The organism is Caproicibacter sp. (genome assembly GCF_046707225.1).
Lineage (GTDB): Bacteria > Bacillota > Clostridia > Oscillospirales > Acutalibacteraceae > Caproicibacter.
Genome location: NZ_JBJKOP010000026.1, coordinates 144914 through 161275 on the forward strand (window position 1 = coordinate 144914; position 16362 = coordinate 161275).

A 16362-nucleotide genomic window follows, 5' to 3' on the forward strand; every position below is an offset into this window, starting at 1 on the left:
GATTCCGACTGGGAAAGGACGGCAAGGTATGGTGCGGGCGGTGATTTTCGATATGGACGGTCTGATGTTCGACACGGAGCGCCTTTATGATCAGGCGATCGAACAGACCGGCAATGAGATGGGGTACTTCGGTATCGCGGATCTGGCGCGTGATATGATCGGGGTTAGAGAGACCGACTGTGTCCCTCTGTATCAAAAGCGTTTCGGCAGCGGGTTTTCTTACCCGCGTTTTGCGGCGCGCAGGCAGGAGATCATCGACGAATTCATTCGAAAAAACGGCGTGCCGGTCAAGCCGGGGCTGTTTGAACTCCTTCGGTATTTAAAGCAGGGCGGGTTCCGACTGGCGGTCGCGACCTCGACCTCGCGCCGCCACGCTTCCGATTATCTGGAACAGACCGGAGCCGCCGGATACTTTGACCGGATGATTTTCGGCGATATGGTGGAGCATGGCAAGCCCTCCCCGGAGATTTATTTGAAGGTCGCGGAAGCGCTCGGCGTCTCGGCGGAGGATTGCATTGCGCTGGAGGATTCGCCGTGCGGAATTCAGGCGACTTGTGCGGCGGGAATGAAAGCCGTGATGATTCCCGACCGGATCGAACCGGACGCGGCGCTGAGGAAACTGTGCTGGTCCTGTGAGCCGTCGTTGACCGACGTGATAAAATTAATTGGGGAAACAAGTTCTGAGGAGGGCGCGGTTTGAAAATACTGGTGGACGCGGACGCCTGCCCGGTGAAGGAAATCATCGTCCGTCAGGCGAAAAGCCTCGGAATCCCGGTCACGATGCTGATTGACACGAGCCACGTTCTTGACGACGGCTACAGCACGGTAATTATCGTCGACAAGGGAAGGGACAGCGCGGATATCCGGCTGGTCAACCTGATAGAACCGGGCGATCTGGTCGTAACGCAGGATTTCGGTGTAGCCGCCATGTCTCTGAGCCGCGGGGCGACCGCTTTGAATCAGAACGGGATGGTTTACGGGGAGGACAACATGGACCGCCTGCTGTTTGAGCGCGCCCTCGGGCAAAAGATACGGCGCGCGGGCGGCAAAGCGGGAAAAAACAGAAAAAGAACGAAAGAAGACGACGAATCATTTGCGCGTCAGTTGGAAAAGATGATTCGGAGAACGGGAAAATCGGAGGAACAGTTCAATCATGGATCAAATTTATGACGTAATCGTAGTAGGCGCGGGCCCGGCGGGCATTTTCACCGCTCTGGAACTTGACAGGCTGGCGCCGGACAAAAAAATACTGGTTGTGGATTCCGGCAGTGCGCTGGAACGTCGCTCCTGCCCCGCGCGGACCCTCGGACAGTGCGCCCACTGCGCGACCTGCAGTATTATGAACGGCTGGGCGGGCGCGGGGGCGTTTTCCGACGGAAAGCTCTCCCTTTCGGAAGAAGTCGGCGGCAATATCACCGAATATATGACGGTTGACAAGGCAAGGGAGCTGATCCGTTATGTGGACGGAGTCTACCTGCACTACGGCGCACCGGATCAGGTTTACGGCAAAAGCGATAAGTTCGCGGATAAAATCGCTTATGAGGCGCGTAAGGAAAACATCCGCCTGATTCCGTGCCCGGTGCGGCACATGGGAACCGAATATTCGTTTAAAGTGCTGCTTGAAATGTACCGTTACCTGAGCTCGCGTCCGAATTTCGAGTTCCGGGAGAGAACGACCGCCGAATCCGTTCTGGTCGAAAACGGAAAAGCGGCGGGCGTGCGCCTGTCGGGACCGGACGGCGGGCAGGCGGTCAGGGGAAGGCGTGTTGTGGTCGCCCCCGGGCGCGGCGGAGCCGACTGGCTTTCGCGCATCGCGCAGGAGACCGGGCTGGACATTACCAATAATGAGGTGGACATCGGCGTGCGGGTCGAGGTGCCGAACGCGGTAATGGACCCGTTGACCAAATATCTCTATGAGGCCAAGCTGGTCTACTATTCGGATACGTTTGAAAACCGCGTGCGCACCTTCTGCATGAATCCGGGCGGCATTGTCAGCGAGGAGCACTACGACGTCGGTTCCGGTATCGCGGTCGTGAACGGCCATTCCTACGCGGAGGAGGAACGGCACACGGACAACACGAATTTTGCGCTGCTGGTTTCCACAAAATTCACGGAGCCGTTTCATCAGCCGATTGAATACGGGCGCTACATCGCGCAGCTCGGCAACATGCTGACCGGCGGCGGAATCATGGTGCAGCGGCTTGGCGACCTGCTGATGGGCCGCAGAACGGACGCGACGCGCCTTTCCAAGTCGACAACGATTCCGACGCTGAAAAGCGCGGTTCCGGGCGACCTGTCGTTCGTTCTGCCGCACCGCCACCTGACCAGCATTGTGGAGTCGCTGCGCGCGTTCGACAAGCTGGCGCCGGGGCTTTATTCCAAGAATACGCTGCTTTACGGCGTGGAGGTCAAATTCTATTCCTCCAAGGTTTCGGTGGGGCCCAATTTCGAGACCGGGGTGGAAAATCTGTATGCCATCGGCGACGGCGCGGGCATCACGCGCGGGCTGATGCAGTCCTCCGTGACCGGAGTGGTTGTGGCGAGGGACATCGCGGAGAAAAATCCGTAAATGAAAAACAAGGCCGGTTCAATGGAAATTCCATTGAACCGGCCTTGTTTTCTACCTCTATGCCGTCGCAGTCCGCAGATTTCTGATCGTGTCGCCGATGACCCCGGAAATCAGACGGTGACCGTTTTCATTCGGGTGGATTCCGTCCTCGCAGAGGAGGGATTGATAATTGTGTGTTTCCAGAAACGCGCTGCTGATATCGATGAGCGGAACGCTGCATTCTTTGGCAACCCGGCATACGGCCAGGTTGTACCGTTCGTGCCAACGGTAAATATGCTCAATGTCGCCCAGAAATTTTAAAATTGCGCCTGCGTTCAGTCCCTTTGAAATCCACGCGAAATACCGTTTCGCATCGATCGGGGGCAGTGTCAGCAGAACCGGTCGGCTTCCGCTTCTTTTCACCTGCTCGATCAGCTCCGTGTACTTTTGCTCAAAGATGCCGACCGGCGTTTTCGGCAGATGTTCCTGTTCGGGATTTTCTGAAATATCAGCCCAATCAAAGTCACAGTCGTTGCCGCCGAATTCCAGAATCGTATAATCGAAGTTGGAGAGCTCGTTCCAGTGCCGCCGCAGGAGATCCATTCCCTTAGTAACAGTGCAGCCGAATTTTGAATAATTCCGAATCATGACCGGAAAGCTGCCTGAAATCCGGTTGGCGAAACTGTCGCGCAGAAGGATGTATTTTTTCAGTACACTGTCGAAAACTACGCCTTTCGATACTGAATCACCAAAAACGCAAACAGATAGATCCATACCGCATTCCTCTTCTTTCTACTGTTTAACATTTCGTGATCTGCTTATTAAAACTATATCGTGTAATTATAAATATGTCAATAGGGTATGCAGAAAAAGTAAAAAAGATACTGGTCTGTAAATAATTTTAAATAGAAAAATATTCTAATAATTCCCTTGAAAAATAGAAAAAGGGCGTTATAATATAAGTGGATTAAATTAGTCTACTTTTATCTGAAGCCATACGGGGTAAAATAAATCATAAGTTAAAATGTAGAAAAGGGACGGTGAAACAAGAATGGTAAATGTAAGAAAATGCGCAATCATCGGATGCGGATTCGTGGGGGCGGCGTCGGCTTTCAGCCTGATGCAGAGCGGCCTGTTTTCCGAGCTGGTTCTGATCGACGCGAATCGTGACAAGGCGGAAGGAGAAGCAATGGACCTGAGCCACGGCGCTCCGTTTGCGCGCCCGATTGAGATTTCGGCGGGCACCTACGATGATATTGCCGACTGCGGGCTGATTGTGGTAACCGCCGGCGCCAACCAGAAGCCGGGCGAGACGCGGCTGGATCTGGTCAATAAGAACGTTGGGATTTTTAAGCAAATTATCCCCGAAATCAAAAAGAGACAATGCGAGGGGATCCTGCTGGTTGTGTCAAATCCGGTGGATATCCTTACCTATACGGCCCTCAAGCTGTCCGGGTTCCCACCCAGCCGCGTCATCGGCTCCGGCACGGTGCTGGACACGGCGAGGCTGAAATATCTGCTCGGGCAGCATTTGGGTGTCGACAGCCGCAGCGTGCATGCCTACATTATTGGCGAACACGGCGACAGCGAACTGGCGGTGTGGAGCAGTGCCAATATATCCGGTGTTGAGCTGTACCGCTTCTGCGAGCTGTGCGGGCACTTTGAACACGAACGGAATATGCAGAAGCTGTATGAGGACGTGCGCGACAGCGCCTACGAGATCATTCAGAAAAAGGGCGCGACCTATTACGGCATCGCCATGGCGGTTCGCCGCATCGCGGAGTGCATCATGAGGGACGAACGCTCGATCCTTCCGGTTTCCAGCCTGATAGAAGGCCATTACGGACTGAACGGAATCTGTATGGGGATTCCGACAATCGTCGGCAGCGAGGGTGTGGAAAAGGTGGTGGACATCGGCCTGAGCGGCGACGAACAGCTGAAGCTTCTCAAATCCGCCGAGTCTCTTAAAAAAGTGCTGGATACTCTTGAATTGTCATGAGGAACAGCGATTTATTTCGGAGGGCTGAAAAGCCCTCCCTTTTTTATCTATTTATGACTCCGGAAATGAATCCGGCGAAATGCCGGAAATGAGATGCCGGGTACCAGGCAAATACATTCAAATGGCTATTGACAAAAGGGGGACGGAGGCATAAACTATTAGTGTTAGCAGAGACTAACTGAAGGGTATGATCAGACTACGAAAGGAGGAAAGGGAAAATGACGCTTGATCGGCTGAAGATCGGAAAAAGTTCTAAAATTGTCGAAGTGCGGGGAGAGGGCGCGCTGCGCCGCCGCCTGTTGGACATGGGACTGACGCCGAACACGGAGGTGATGGTAAGAAAAATGGCGCCGATGGGCGACCCGATTGAGATTCATCTGCGGGGTTACGAATTGACTCTCCGGATGGACGACGCAAAAAACATCGTAATTGAGGAGGCATAATTAAATGATCCTGGGGCTTGCGGGGAACCAAAACTGCGGTAAAACAACCCTTTTTAATCAGCTGACTGGATCCAATCAACATGTGGGGAACTTCCCGGGGGTCACCGTTGCAAGAAAGGACGGGCAGATCCGAGGGCATAAAGACGTTACGGTGGTCGATTTGCCGGGGATATATTCCTTATCCCCCTACTCAAATGAAGAGATCGTAACGCGCGATTTTTTGCTGAACAACAATCCGGACGCCATCATTAACATTGTGGATGCGACCAATATTGAGCGAAATCTCTATTTGAGTATGCAGCTCATCGAACTGGATATTCCAATGGTGATTGCTCTCAATATGATGGATGAGGTACGGGCAAACGGCGGGACGATTAAAATCAACGAGTTTCAAAAACAGCTTGGCGTTCCGGTGATTCCGATTTCGGCGAGTAAGAACGAGGGCGTAGAGGAGCTGATCGACACCGTCCTTGAGGTCGCCGAGGCCAAGCGCGCCCCCAAACGGCAGGATTTTTGCTCCGGCGCCGTACACCGGACGATTCATTCCATTGCGCATATGGTGGAAGACCACGCGCAGCGCATCAAGGTTCCGCCGCGGTTTGCAGCAACAAAGCTGGTGGAGGGGGACGAGCCGATGAAAAAGGCCCTCCGCCTTTCCGAAAACGAAATCGAAATGGTGATGCACGACGTGACGGAGATGGAGCGGGAGCTGAGCACAGACCGGGAAGCCGCGCTTGCCGATATGCGGTATTCCTTTATCGAAAGCCTCTGCGCTTCCACCGTTGTGAAAATGGGGGAGTCCAGAGAGCACCGCAGGAGCGTCGCCATCGACAGGGTGCTCACCGGTAAATATCTGGCGATTCCGATTTTCCTTCTGATCATGATGCTGATTTTCTGGCTGACGTTTGCCGTGATCGGCACCGCCTTAAGCGACCTGCTTTCCCTCGGAATTACCGCCGTGACGGACGCGGCGGATGCCGGGCTGGCGGCGTACGGAATCAATCCGATCGTGAAATCACTGGTGATTGACGGCGTGTTCGCCGGGGTGGGCAGTGTGCTTCAGTTCCTGCCGATCATCGTGGTTCTGTTTTTCTTTTTGTCGATTCTGGAGGACAGCGGCTATATGGCACGCGTCGCGTTTGTCATGGACAAACTGCTGCGCCGGATCGGCCTGTCGGGCCGGAGCTTTGTTCCGATGCTGATCGGTTTCGGCTGCTCCGTGCCCGCCATCATGTCAACGCGGACGCTGTCGAGCGAGCGCGACCGCAAGATGACGATTCTGCTGACTCCGTTCATGAGCTGCAGCGCCAAGCTGCCGATTTACGCGGTTTTTACCGCGGCGTTCTTCCCGAAACATGCCGCGCTTGTGATGATTCTGCTGTATGTGATGGGGATTCTGATGGGAGTCGGGAGCGGCCTGCTGATGCGGGGAACCGTGTTCCACGGCAATCCGGTCCCGTTTGTCATGGAGCTGCCGAATTACCGGATGCCCAGCGCGAAGAGCGTTCTGCTGCTCATCTGGGACAAGGCTCGCGATTTTCTGGTTCGGGCGTTCACCGTGATTTTCGTGGCTACCATCATCATCTGGTTTTTGCAGACGTTTGACACAAGGCTGAATCCGGTCTCCTCCGGTTCCGACAGCATGCTGGCGATGATCGGCCGGTGGATTGCGCCGGTTTTCGCTCCGCTGGGGTTCGGCGACTGGATGTCATCCACCGCGCTGATTACCGGGTTCACCGCCAAGGAAGCGGTCATCAGCACGCTGGCGGTCCTTACGGGTACGGACGTGTCAAATCTGCCGCAGGCGCTTTCCACTCTGTTTACCCCGCTGACGGCTTTCACATTCCTGACGTTCACGCTGCTGTACACGCCCTGCGTCGCGGCGATCAGCGCGGTGCGCCAGGAGATGGGCAGTGCCCGCAGCGCGGTCGGCGTCGTTTTTTACCAGTGCGGCGTCGCATGGGTTGCCGCTTTTCTGGTTTATCAGGTGGGACGCCTGGTTGCAGGCTGAAAGAAAGGGGATGCTTCGATGAGTCCGGTCGATTTGATTGTTCTGCTGATTGTGGCGCTGCTGTTCTTTTTTGCAGCGCGCTATTCCTGGCGGCACAGGAATAACTCCTGCGGCGGGGACTGCTCGGCGTGTCCCTATCATCAGAACTGTGAGAAGAAAGAGAAAAAATAAGAAAACGTCCCCGGAGCAATTCGTTGCTGCGGGGGCGTTCCGCATTCCGCGGGGTTGACAAACGGAATTTTTATGTTACGATGGAAAGCATTAACTTCTGCGGGGTGAAAAAATGATTCGAAACATCGTGTTTGATATGGCATGGGTGCTGTTCCGCTACGAACCGATGCGCTTTACCAGGGAACATGTCCCGGATGACGCGGACGCGGAGCTGATCCACCGGGAACTGTTCTGCGCGCCGGAATGGCTGGAAACCGACCGCGGAACCCTGAGCGACGAAGAATATTTCGCGCTGGTCTCCGAACGGATCCCGAAGCGCCTGCACGAAACGGCGCGTTACTTGTATGAGCACTGGCACGACGTTCTGGTGCCGATCGATGAAATGGAAGCGGTGGCCGGGCGGCTGAAGGCAAACGGATATTCCGTCTACCTGCTCTCCAACATGAGCGGCAGATTCTACCGCTTTTACAGGAATATCCCCGCCATGAAGCACTTTGACGGAATGATCGTATCCGCCGACGAGCGGTGCGTTAAGCCGGAACCCGAAATTTATCAGGCCCTTTTTCGCAAATACCGCCTTTTGCCGGAGGAATGCTTTTTCATCGACGACCGGCCTGAAAATGTGGAGGCCGGGGAAAAGCTGGGAATGCGCGGCTTCTGCTTTGAACAGGATATTCCCGCGCTCTGCGCCGCGCTGCGGGAGGCGGGCGTGCGAGTCTAGCCCCGGGTCAGGATTCGTTGAAACGGGACAAAAAGGCCTTTGTGCGTTCGCTCTGCGTGTTTGCGAACACCTGCTCCGGGGTGCCCTGTTCGACAATGGCGCCGTCGGCCATAAAGACAACCTGATCGGCCACGTCCCGCGCAAAAGCCATTTCATGGGTGACGACCACCATGGTCATATGCTCGGCGGCCAGCTCCCGGATGACCTTCAAGATTTCCCCGGTCAGTTCCGGGTCCAGCGCGCTGGTCGGCTCGTCGAAGAACAGAAGGTCCGGATTCATGGCCAGCGCTCTCGCAATGGAAACGCGCTGCTGCTGCCCGCCGGAAAGCTGGCACGGGTAAAAATCCGCCTTGTCGGACAGCTCCATTTTTTTCAGCAGCTCCATTGCGGAGGCCTCGGCCTCCGCCTTTTTTTTGCCAAGAACGTGCATCGGGGCTTCCGCAATGTTCCGCAGTACGGAAAAGTGAGGAAAAAGGTTGAAATTCTGGAACACCAGCCCGATGTGCAGGGCAATCCGGCGGCAGGCCGCCCGGTCGGAATAGACGGCGGACTGATTTTTACCGGTTTTCACCAGTGTTTCTCCGCAGACGGAAATCTCGCCCCGGTCGACGGTCTCCAGCTGCGTCAAGCAGCGCAGAAGCGTGCTTTTGCCCGAGCCGGACGGGCCGATGACGGTCAGAACCTCTCCTTTTTCCACGTCGAGGGAAATCCCTTTCAGAACACCGGTTCCGTCAAAGCTTTTGTACAGGCTGCGCGCGGTCAGTAACGGCATAAGGCTCCTCCTAACGGTAATAATTCATACGGGCTTCCGCGACGGTGAAACAGCGGGTCACAACGGCGTTCATCAATAGGTAGAATACGGCGGCGATCGCGAACGGCGCCATGCTGACGGCAGAGGAAACCCAGTCGGAGGTGACGCGCAGCAGCTCTGTTACGCCGATGACCTGTGCCAGAGAGGTGTCCTTGACCAGATTGATAAATTCATTGCTCATGGGCGGCAGAATCATTTTGCAGACCTGCGGCAGGACGATGCGGAAAAACGTCTGCCGTTTTGTAAAGCCCAGGACCCGGGCCGCTTCGTACTGCCCCGCCGGGACCGCGTCGATCCCTCCGCGGAAAATTTCGGCAAAATAGGCCGCGTAATTCAAAAGAAAGGCGACCTGCGCGGCAACCACGCGGTCAAGCTGGATTCCGGTCAGCGGCTTCAGACCGTAAAATATGAACAGGAGCTGAAGCATCAGCGGGGTGCCCCTCATCAGCAGGATGTAAAACCGCACGGGCAGATTGACCGCCTTACGCTTTGACCTGCGCCCCGCGGCGACAAGAAGCCCCAGCGGAACGGAAAACAACAGGGTCGAAAAGAAGATGCGCAGAGACATCAGCGTGGCCTGCAGCATTTGTGAAAGCAGCACGGTGTAATTCATAGGGGATCAAGCCCTCCATCGATTGATAACTCGCCGGGGCGGAGCAGCCCGCTTATTTGCCGACGGTGGTGACGTCTTTCCCGAACCATTTTTTCGAAAGATCGGCTATGGTTCCGTCTTTGGCCATATCCTTCAGAGCGCCCTCGATTTTTTCCTTGAGGGCGATATCGGATTTCCGGAACGCCACAACGTAGTCCTCCGTGGCAAGCGATGCGTCCTTGCCGTCCTGATCCTGCAAAACAGAGTAGGCGCCGGGATTTTTCGTCAGATAATAGCGGGCGACGATTTCGTCAATGGCGATTGCGTCGATGGTGCCGTTCTGAATTTCGAGAACCGCTTTGCTGTAATCGTCAATTTTCACGACGCTTTTCAAAGAGCTTTTGAAATCAGGATTGTCGTTTAACGCGGTTTCGGCGCTGGAATCCGCCTGTACGCCGACGGTTTTGCCTGCGAGGCCGCCAAGACCTTTGTAATTTGAGCCGGCTTTTACAAGAATGATCTGATTGTTTTTCATATAAGGGATACTTAAAGCGAATTCCTGGTCCCGCTGGGGAGTTTTGGAAAAACCGTTCCAAAGACAGTCCACGTTGCCGTTGTTCAGCTCCGCCGTCTTGTTGTCCCAGTCGATCGGCTGCAGCGACAGTTCAATGCCAAGGCGTTTGCAGGCCTCTTTGGCAAGGTCAATGTCAAAGCCGACCAGATCGCCGGTCTGTGTGTCGACATATCCCATCGGCGGAAAAGCCTTGTCCAGCCCCAAAACCAGTTTTCCGGCTGATTTGACTTTGTCCCATGAACCGTCCGGCGCGGAGGACCCGGACGCCGCCCCTGAAGAGACCGCGGCGGAAGGGGTCTGCTGTGTCGCGGCGGGGGCGGAAGAACAGCCGGCAAAGGAAATTGTCAGGGCTGCCGTCATTAAGAAACTGATCAGTTTTTTCATAAAATCCATCCTTATGTAAATTCATTGGTACCTTACTATATTAACGAATTAGCAGAGTAAAGTAAAGAGGCAAAAAGATTTTTGCCGACTTTTCCGCAAACCATTATGCGGCTGGGCCGGGCCGTTACGGCAGAACAAAAACGGCGCGAGGCTTTTTTCTGCCTCGCGCCGTCCTTATCGGGAATCAAATTTCGTAATCCGCGCTTGCTCTGGCGCAGACGAGCGTATGAACCACGCTTTTGATGGCGAGATGGGCCGGATGCGTTTGGTAGGCCCGCTCGGCCTCCTCGGTGGAAAAAGTGCAGTTTAGAACAAGGTCGAAGTCGCCGCCATTGTAGTTTTGCCCCAGTTCTATGGCTTCCAGGCCGTCTACGGTACCCAGCAGAGCCTGAAATTTATGTCTGAGGTCCGCTGCGATTTCGTTGACACGGTCCTTTTCCTCCGGCTTCAAGGTCCAGAATACAAGATGTCTGATCATGGTTTGCCTCCTTTACAGATCGAATAGATTCAGGCCTGTCACCGCGTCGGCGCGCCGCCCCAAACCGCCGTCTATGATTTGAATAATAATTTCGCCGGTTCCGCTGACGACAGCCTCGTTCAGGTGGCCGCCGACCACCTGCCCGTCGGCCTTTGCAAAATTGGCGTGCAGATGCAGATAAGCCCGTCCGCTCATTTCAGTAACGCTGCCGACGAGCGAGGTCAGTTCCATTACGCCGTCAAAGGTATTGGAATAGTACCGGTGCTCCGCGACACGGTAAAGGCCGACCACGGCGTGGTCGACGGCGCCGAGGCCCGTGATGGACCCGAATTTGACGTTTTCCTGTTCACACGCGCTCTGAATCGCCTGAATCAGCTCTTCGCCACGGTCCACCCGCAAAACCAGCGTGTTGCCGAATTTTTTGCATTTCATAGAGATAATCCCCCTTATTCCCGATGCAGGCCGTCAAGCCCGAGATCTTCTTTCAAAAGTCCGGCGAATTTCACCGCACCGTTGCCGAAACGGCCGCGGATGCAGTCCATCGCGGTTTCAAGCCGCTCTTCCTTTTCGCTGCCCCGCAAATCATTCCCGCCGAAAAAGCAGAGCTGTTCCCCCGGCGCGTCTTCGGGCACCAGTCCGGTTCCGGAAAGCGAAAGCATTCGGATCGGCGCGCTCGTATTCCAGCAGGCCGCCATCAGCTCCTCTCCGGCCGCCGCCAGGAGACGGGCAAGGTGAGTGGGAGCGGAAAGCGTTTTCTGCCGGGTGATATACCGAAATGACGGGTCCTTGATTCCGACCTGTACCACCCAGCATTTCAGCTTTTGCCGTCGCAGACGGGAGGCCACGCTGTCCGCAAGGGCCTGAACGGCTTTCCGGATGTCCTCCGGGCCGCTCAGGTCACGGCGGAAGGTGACGCTGTTGCCGACGCTTTTTATTTCCTGCCTGTTCCGTCCGTCCGCCACGGGACTTGAGTCTCTGCCGTTTGCAAACTCATACAGCTGTGCCCCGGCTTTCCCAAGGCGGGAAGACAACCGTTCCGGGCTGCACGCAGCAAGGTCGCCGATGGTGTGAATTCCAAGGCCGGCCAGCGTCTGCGCGGCCTTTTCGCCGCAGAACATTAACGCGTCGACGGGAAGGGGCCAGACGATTCTTTGATAATTCTCGGGGCTGATGACCGTCGTCGCGTCCGGTTTTTTATAGTCGCTGCCAAGTTTAGCGAAAATCTTGTTAAACGAAACGCCGACGGAGATGGTGATGCCAATTTCGCGGCGAACCGTTTCACGCAGACGGTCCGCAATCTGCCGGCCGTCGCCGAACAGTACCCGGCTCCCCGTCACGTCCAGCCAGCTTTCATCAATGCTGAACGGCTCCACCAGATCGGTGTATCTGCGGTAAATTTCATTAATCTGTTGGGAAATCCGCCGGTATTCCCGAAACCGGGGCGCGGCCAGAACCAGCCGGGGGCATTTGCGCTTTGCCTGCCAGATGGTTTCTGCGGTGCGGATGCCGTATGCTTTCGCCTGCTCGTTTTTCGCAAGGATGATCCCGTGCCGGCTCTCCGGATCGCCGCAGACCGCCATCGGTACGTTTTTGAGCTCGGGGCGCAGCATACATTCGACGGATGCGAAAAATCCGTTGCAGTCACAGTGTAAAATCGTGCGTTCCATGCGGCACACCCCTTGAATATCATACCATATTCTCTGGCCGAAAAACAGAATTCGCATAAAAAAACGGGGAGAAAACGAGGGCGTTTTATGCTTGGCTATGCGTTGAATACGTATTTGTCCAGGCGGTTCAGTGCCTCTTTGACCCTGCTTAGAGGAAGCGCCAGGTTCATGCGGATGGAGGAGGCCCCATGGAACATGCGGCCGTCCTGCCAGGCGACGCCGACGTCCCAGCCGCTTTTCAGCAGCTCGTCAAGAGTTTTGCCGTGGCTTTCGCACCACTGCCCGCAGTCAGGGAAAAGCATGTAGGTTCCCTGGGGCTTGGACACGTTCACGCCGCTGAAACGGCGCGCAATATAATCGCAGGCGTAGTTCACATTGCCGCTTAACACTTCGCGGAGCTCGTCCAGCCATTCATAGCCTTCGGGCCGGTAAGCGCCGATCAGCGCGTGCATGCTCAGCACGTTCATTTCGTTATAATGGGATTTGCTGCTTTGCGCCCGAACGCGGTCGCGCAGATAGGAATTATAAATGATATGGTATGACCCGACCAGCCCGGCAAGATTGAAGGTCTTGCTGGGCGCGTAAAGCGCGACGGTGCGGTTTCGGGCGTCTTCACTGACCGACTGGGTGGGAATATGTCGGTTTCCGTTTAAAATAAGGTCGGACCAGATTTCGTCGGAAATTACAATACAGTCGTTTGCCGCATAGACCTCCATGGCTTTTTCAATTTCCCACTGTTCCCACACGCGTCCGCAGGGATTGTGGGGGCTGCAAAAAATCGCCGCGTGGATTTTGTTGGCCTTGATTTTCGCGTCCATGTCTTCATAATCCATGCGCCAGACGCCGTTTTCATCCTGCCGCAGAGGACTGTGCACGATTCTGCGGCCGCTGTTCGTGACACTCTTGGTAAAACCAATATAGGTGGGGGAGTGCAGAAGAACGGCGTCGCCGGGCGCGGTAAACGCGCAGAGGGTGGAGATTACTCCGCCGAGGACGCCGTTTTCGTACCCGATGCACTCGCGGGTCAGGCCGGTTACCCGGTTGCGGCTTTCGTGCCACTTGATGATAGAATCGTAGTACTCGCCGGTGGGATCGAAGTACCCGAAGGCGGGGTGCTTTACTCGTTCGATCATCGCCTGCTGTACGGTGGGGACCGTAGGAAAGTTCATATCCGCAACCCACATCGGGATAACGTCGAAGCCCTCTTTCGGCAGTTCGGGAACAAATCCGGGCGCCGTACCCAAACCGTCCACCGCGACCGCGTCTTTTCCCCGGCGGTCCATAATAGTAGTAAAATCGTATTTCATTTTAGAATTTCCCTCATTTCCTTGGAATAAAAAATGAGGCGTCCTTTTCGGGAAGCCTCTCTGCTTTCTTTAAGCTCTACTATACCCTTTTTTGAGGCGAATTGCAATGGATTACGCAGTCAGCCGGAGCACCTTGGCGGAGCCCGCCGCGCAGGAAAAGAGCTAGTTTTTGCTGAATCCTTTATAAAGTGCCGCAAGCGACTTTTTTTCAATGCGGGATACTTTCGGACTTCGCAATTAGAAATATTCAGGCGTTTTTAATACCATCCCCTTGAAGATGGCTCAATTCCTTGATGCGGAAATGAATGATGATCTCTTTTTGCTCGGTGAGTTCGATTCGGGAGATAAGGCTTACCAGCAGTTCCTTGTTTGTCTCCACGCTGTCGATAAATTTATGCATCAGCTGCTCTGCATCCATATCAGGTGCGGAGCCTTTTTTCTCCACGTTTTTCAATGTCTTCATTTTGTCCTGCAACGCAATCCGTTCCCGCTTGATTCTGTCATAAATCCGCTGAAAATCTGCTTCATCCAATGTACCGGCAAGTTTGTCATTATATACCTTATCAAGGTGGGCGGTAAGTTTCTCGCACTGCTGTTCTGCCTGCCTTAGTTCTTCCGCCGGGCCGTTCCTGTTTGCTTTTTCCTTTTTCGCAGATTTTACCTGCTCGGCGCAAGCTTCCCGGTCAAGGTATTGCGAGCAGATTGCCCGCACCTTTTCTAAAACCGCTTCGGTCACGGTATCCACGCGCGCGCAGTGGCAGGTGCATTTTCGTTCCGTTGTAAAGCGCTGATAAGTTCGGCATACAAAGTAGAGAACCTTTCTGTTTCCGGACAGCGTCCGCTCCAAAACACCAAGTGGATATCCGCATTCATGGCAGTAGATTAAACCCTTGAGAAGGAATTCATGGGTGCGGGAGCGGGTATTTGTTCGGCTGGAAATCATCATTTGCACTTTGCGGAAAGTTTCTTCCTCCACAATTGGCTCATGGGTTCCCTCCACAACCGTCCATTCCTCAGGCGGGAGTTTTCGGCAGGCGTCGATCTTATAATTGATCTTGCGGATGCGCCCCTGTACCATGTTGCCGATATAGACCTCGTTTTTCAACATGAATGTCACACGCTCGGAGCTCCATTTCCCACTGTAAGGGCCTTTTTTCCCGGGAGTCAGTTTTGCGTACTGTGATGGGGTAGGGACGCCCTCGTGATTGAGGGCAACGGCAATTTCACGGCAGGATTTGCCTTCAAGGGCAAGTGAAAATATTTTGCGGACAACTTCTGCTGCATGCGGGTCAATCTCAATGGCGTTTTTATGTTCCTTTGAAATCTTGTAGCCATAGGAAGCCTTGCCGCCGATGAACTGTCCCCTGCGCTGCTTATCCCGCTTGACGCTGGTGATTTTTTTGCTGATATCTTTTGCGTACATGTCGTTCATAATTGCCTTGAACGGTGTAATGTCGTTAATACTGCTGTCGATTCCCGTATCCACGCCGTCAAGCAGGGAGATGTAGCGAACGCCGTTCATGGGGAAAAATTTTTCAAGGTAGTAGCCGGTTTGGATATAATCCCGGCCCAAACGCGACATGTCCTTCGTGACCACCATGTTGACCTTTTTCTCTTTGATATCGGTGATCAGACGCTGAAAGCTGGGACGGTCGAAATTGGTGCCGGAAAAGCCGTCGTCAATATAGGTGTCGAAAACATCCAGCCGTTGTTCCCTGGCAAACTCGGTCAGCAGGCTGCGCTGGTTGGTTACGCTTTCGGATTCCTTGTCATGATCATCCTCCTTGGAAAGACGAATGTAAAATGCAGTTTTATAGTCCATTGGGTTGCTTATTTTTGTGTACATTCTGTACCTCCAACAGGCAACCACCCATTTGGGTCATGATAACTCTTTTCAGTTTCACTAGCAAGGAATAACGCAAAAGATTCCGCTAGAATATTTTTGGCGTCTTCTCCATTTTCTTCGTAACAGCAGGTGGTTTTTACACTTCCTTTTTTTCTATCCTGACTCACGGTAACACCCCCTGAGCTATGCTTACGCAAGGTCCGTTTGTCCGTATGATAAAACGAATAGGTAATTGTGTTCCTTGCATTTTGAAAAAAATCAGCGACATTGGCGTTGCTCTGCCGCCGTTCCTGCTTAGCTGGTGGGCAACCTGAAATCGCAGGTGAAGAGCAAGGCAGAAATGGAAGGCCGAATGAAATTGAAGGCTCTATGGGAAGTATGTATCTGGGGAATGAGACAAGGGCGTGTAATAGATAGAGCGTTTGAAGAGCCAAAAACTGGAGACATTAAGACTCTGCAAACAAACTTTAACAAAACGAGCAAATTGATGGAAAGAAACATTCAGTGCTCCCATTAGCAGGAATAATGAGCAGACCCTAAGATTCTCCGTAACAAAGCACAGCTAAGATCTGTTAATAAATTCAAACTACAGAAAAAGCCCCTTAAGAGGATCCGGAAAGTGTTAATCATTTTCCGGGTAACCTCTTAAGGGGTTCGTTGTTAAGATTTCGTATGGTTCTACTTAAAAGATTCCAAACTGGCGCCAGGAATTGCCGTAAGGCTTTGTCGTTTCTCCTTTTACGATAATGCGAACGGACGCATGAGTCAGGAAATGATTTTTGGAGTCGTACACATCAATCATTGCATAGG

18 protein-coding genes are annotated in these 16362 nt (G+C 54.0%); 8 read left to right on the plus strand and 10 right to left on the minus strand.

The annotated features are described in order from the left end of the window. Nucleotides 1–28: 28 nt before the first annotated feature. From ACLQ3M_RS04810 to ACLQ3M_RS04820, 3 genes are read left to right on the plus strand one after another with little or no spacing between them, the layout of a single operon-like run. Nucleotides 29–700, plus strand: a complete 672-nt coding sequence (locus tag ACLQ3M_RS04810; RefSeq protein WP_411676563.1) for an HAD family hydrolase — start codon at nucleotides 29–31, stop codon at nucleotides 698–700. Then, nucleotides 697–1170: a YaiI/YqxD family protein gene (locus ACLQ3M_RS04815; protein WP_411676564.1), complete on the plus strand. Its 474-nt coding sequence runs from the start codon at nucleotides 697–699 to the stop codon at nucleotides 1168–1170. Before ACLQ3M_RS04810 ends, ACLQ3M_RS04815 begins: the two co-directional genes overlap by 4 nt. Continuing rightward, on the plus strand, nucleotides 1154–2569 hold the full coding sequence (locus ACLQ3M_RS04820) for an NAD(P)/FAD-dependent oxidoreductase (RefSeq protein WP_411676565.1): 1416 nt from the start codon (nucleotides 1154–1156) through the stop codon (nucleotides 2567–2569). The genes ACLQ3M_RS04815 and ACLQ3M_RS04820 overlap by 17 nt, the downstream gene beginning before the upstream one ends. Before the next feature lie 57 nt (nucleotides 2570–2626). Here the strand turns inward: ACLQ3M_RS04820 and ACLQ3M_RS04825 are convergent, their stop codons facing one another. Further along, nucleotides 2627–3322, minus strand: coding sequence for an SGNH/GDSL hydrolase family protein (locus ACLQ3M_RS04825; protein WP_411676566.1), 696 nt, complete (start codon nucleotides 3320–3322; stop codon nucleotides 2627–2629). Nucleotides 3323–3599: 277 nt separating this feature from the next. On the opposite strand from ACLQ3M_RS04825, the gene ACLQ3M_RS04830 reads away from it, so the two are divergent. The 5 genes from ACLQ3M_RS04830 to ACLQ3M_RS04850 all read left to right on the plus strand — a co-directional run bounded on the left by ACLQ3M_RS04830 (nucleotide 3600) and on the right by ACLQ3M_RS04850 (nucleotide 7893). Beyond that, the gene (locus tag ACLQ3M_RS04830) at nucleotides 3600–4547 is read left to right on the plus strand and encodes an L-lactate dehydrogenase (RefSeq protein ID WP_411676567.1); all 948 of its coding nucleotides are present in this window, start codon (nucleotides 3600–3602) and stop codon (nucleotides 4545–4547) included. Between the two features lie 218 nt (nucleotides 4548–4765). Then, a complete protein-coding gene (locus tag ACLQ3M_RS04835) occupies nucleotides 4766–4990 on the plus strand; it encodes a FeoA family protein (RefSeq protein ID WP_411676568.1) in 225 nt (74 codons plus the stop codon). 4 nt (nucleotides 4991–4994) lie between these two features. Further along, entirely contained in the window at nucleotides 4995–7001 is a 2007-nt protein-coding gene (feoB, locus tag ACLQ3M_RS04840; protein ID WP_411676569.1) for a ferrous iron transport protein B, read from the plus strand. Between the two features lie 18 nt (nucleotides 7002–7019). Next, nucleotides 7020–7172, plus strand: coding sequence for a FeoB-associated Cys-rich membrane protein (locus tag ACLQ3M_RS04845; RefSeq protein WP_411676570.1), 153 nt, complete (start codon nucleotides 7020–7022; stop codon nucleotides 7170–7172). A gap of 112 nt (nucleotides 7173–7284) precedes the next feature. Continuing rightward, nucleotides 7285–7893: an HAD family hydrolase gene (locus ACLQ3M_RS04850; RefSeq protein WP_411676571.1), complete on the plus strand. Its 609-nt coding sequence runs from the start codon at nucleotides 7285–7287 to the stop codon at nucleotides 7891–7893. A 7-nt stretch (nucleotides 7894–7900) separates the two neighbouring features. On the opposite strand, the gene ACLQ3M_RS04855 is transcribed toward ACLQ3M_RS04850, so the two are convergent. The 9 genes from ACLQ3M_RS04855 to ACLQ3M_RS04895 form a co-directional block, all read right to left on the minus strand. Next, complete coding sequence (locus tag ACLQ3M_RS04855; RefSeq protein ID WP_411676572.1) at nucleotides 7901–8665, minus strand: amino acid ABC transporter ATP-binding protein; 765 nt, start codon at nucleotides 8663–8665, stop codon at nucleotides 7901–7903. Between the two features lie 10 nt (nucleotides 8666–8675). Continuing rightward, nucleotides 8676–9317: an amino acid ABC transporter permease gene (locus ACLQ3M_RS04860; protein WP_411676573.1), complete on the minus strand. Its 642-nt coding sequence runs from the start codon at nucleotides 9315–9317 to the stop codon at nucleotides 8676–8678. 52 nt (nucleotides 9318–9369) lie between these two features. Further along, nucleotides 9370–10254: an amino acid ABC transporter substrate-binding protein gene (locus ACLQ3M_RS04865; RefSeq protein WP_411676574.1), complete on the minus strand. Its 885-nt coding sequence runs from the start codon at nucleotides 10252–10254 to the stop codon at nucleotides 9370–9372. Between the two features lie 184 nt (nucleotides 10255–10438). Continuing rightward, the gene (locus ACLQ3M_RS04870) at nucleotides 10439–10732 is read right to left on the minus strand and encodes a Dabb family protein (protein ID WP_411676575.1); all 294 of its coding nucleotides are present in this window, start codon (nucleotides 10730–10732) and stop codon (nucleotides 10439–10441) included. A 12-nt stretch (nucleotides 10733–10744) separates the two neighbouring features. After that, nucleotides 10745–11164, minus strand: coding sequence for a PPC domain-containing DNA-binding protein (locus tag ACLQ3M_RS04875; protein WP_411676576.1), 420 nt, complete (start codon nucleotides 11162–11164; stop codon nucleotides 10745–10747). A gap of 14 nt (nucleotides 11165–11178) precedes the next feature. Then, nucleotides 11179–12399, minus strand: coding sequence for a DNA polymerase IV (dinB, locus tag ACLQ3M_RS04880; protein WP_411676577.1), 1221 nt, complete (start codon nucleotides 12397–12399; stop codon nucleotides 11179–11181). 95 nt (nucleotides 12400–12494) lie between these two features. Further along, nucleotides 12495–13706: a MalY/PatB family protein gene (locus ACLQ3M_RS04885; protein WP_411676578.1), complete on the minus strand. Its 1212-nt coding sequence runs from the start codon at nucleotides 13704–13706 to the stop codon at nucleotides 12495–12497. A 247-nt stretch (nucleotides 13707–13953) separates the two neighbouring features. Then, the gene (locus ACLQ3M_RS04890; RefSeq protein ID WP_411676579.1) at nucleotides 13954–15552 is read right to left on the minus strand and encodes a recombinase family protein; all 1599 of its coding nucleotides are present in this window, start codon (nucleotides 15550–15552) and stop codon (nucleotides 13954–13956) included. Next, nucleotides 15537–15719, minus strand: coding sequence for a hypothetical protein (locus ACLQ3M_RS04895; RefSeq protein WP_411676580.1), 183 nt, complete (start codon nucleotides 15717–15719; stop codon nucleotides 15537–15539). Before ACLQ3M_RS04895 ends, ACLQ3M_RS04890 begins: the two co-directional genes overlap by 16 nt. Nucleotides 15720–16362: the final 643 nt, after the last annotated feature.

Coding starts and splice junctions, on each gene's coding strand:
- ACLQ3M_RS04830 (WP_411676567.1), top strand. CDS start 3,600: ATGGTAAATGTAAGAAAATGCGCAATCATCGGATGCGGATTCGTGGGG.
- ACLQ3M_RS04855 (WP_411676572.1), bottom strand. CDS start 8,665: ATGCCGTTACTGACCGCGCGCAGCCTGTACAAAAGCTTTGACGGAACC.
- ACLQ3M_RS04835 (WP_411676568.1), top strand. CDS start 4,766: ATGACGCTTGATCGGCTGAAGATCGGAAAAAGTTCTAAAATTGTCGAA.
- ACLQ3M_RS04860 (WP_411676573.1), bottom strand. CDS start 9,317: ATGAATTACACCGTGCTGCTTTCACAAATGCTGCAGGCCACGCTGATG.
- ACLQ3M_RS04810 (WP_411676563.1), top strand. CDS start 29: ATGGTGCGGGCGGTGATTTTCGATATGGACGGTCTGATGTTCGACACG.
- ACLQ3M_RS04875 (WP_411676576.1), bottom strand. CDS start 11,164: ATGAAATGCAAAAAATTCGGCAACACGCTGGTTTTGCGGGTGGACCGT.
- ACLQ3M_RS04865 (WP_411676574.1), bottom strand. CDS start 10,254: ATGAAAAAACTGATCAGTTTCTTAATGACGGCAGCCCTGACAATTTCC.
- ACLQ3M_RS04870 (WP_411676575.1), bottom strand. CDS start 10,732: ATGATCAGACATCTTGTATTCTGGACCTTGAAGCCGGAGGAAAAGGAC.
- ACLQ3M_RS04825 (WP_411676566.1), bottom strand. CDS start 3,322: ATGGATCTATCTGTTTGCGTTTTTGGTGATTCAGTATCGAAAGGCGTA.
- ACLQ3M_RS04885 (WP_411676578.1), bottom strand. CDS start 13,706: ATGAAATACGATTTTACTACTATTATGGACCGCCGGGGAAAAGACGCG.
- feoB (WP_411676569.1), top strand. CDS start 4,995: ATGATCCTGGGGCTTGCGGGGAACCAAAACTGCGGTAAAACAACCCTT.
- dinB (WP_411676577.1), bottom strand. CDS start 12,399: ATGGAACGCACGATTTTACACTGTGACTGCAACGGATTTTTCGCATCC.
- ACLQ3M_RS04845 (WP_411676570.1), top strand. CDS start 7,020: ATGAGTCCGGTCGATTTGATTGTTCTGCTGATTGTGGCGCTGCTGTTC.
- ACLQ3M_RS04820 (WP_411676565.1), top strand. CDS start 1,154: ATGGATCAAATTTATGACGTAATCGTAGTAGGCGCGGGCCCGGCGGGC.
- ACLQ3M_RS04890 (WP_411676579.1), bottom strand. CDS start 15,552: ATGTACACAAAAATAAGCAACCCAATGGACTATAAAACTGCATTTTAC.
- ACLQ3M_RS04850 (WP_411676571.1), top strand. CDS start 7,285: ATGATTCGAAACATCGTGTTTGATATGGCATGGGTGCTGTTCCGCTAC.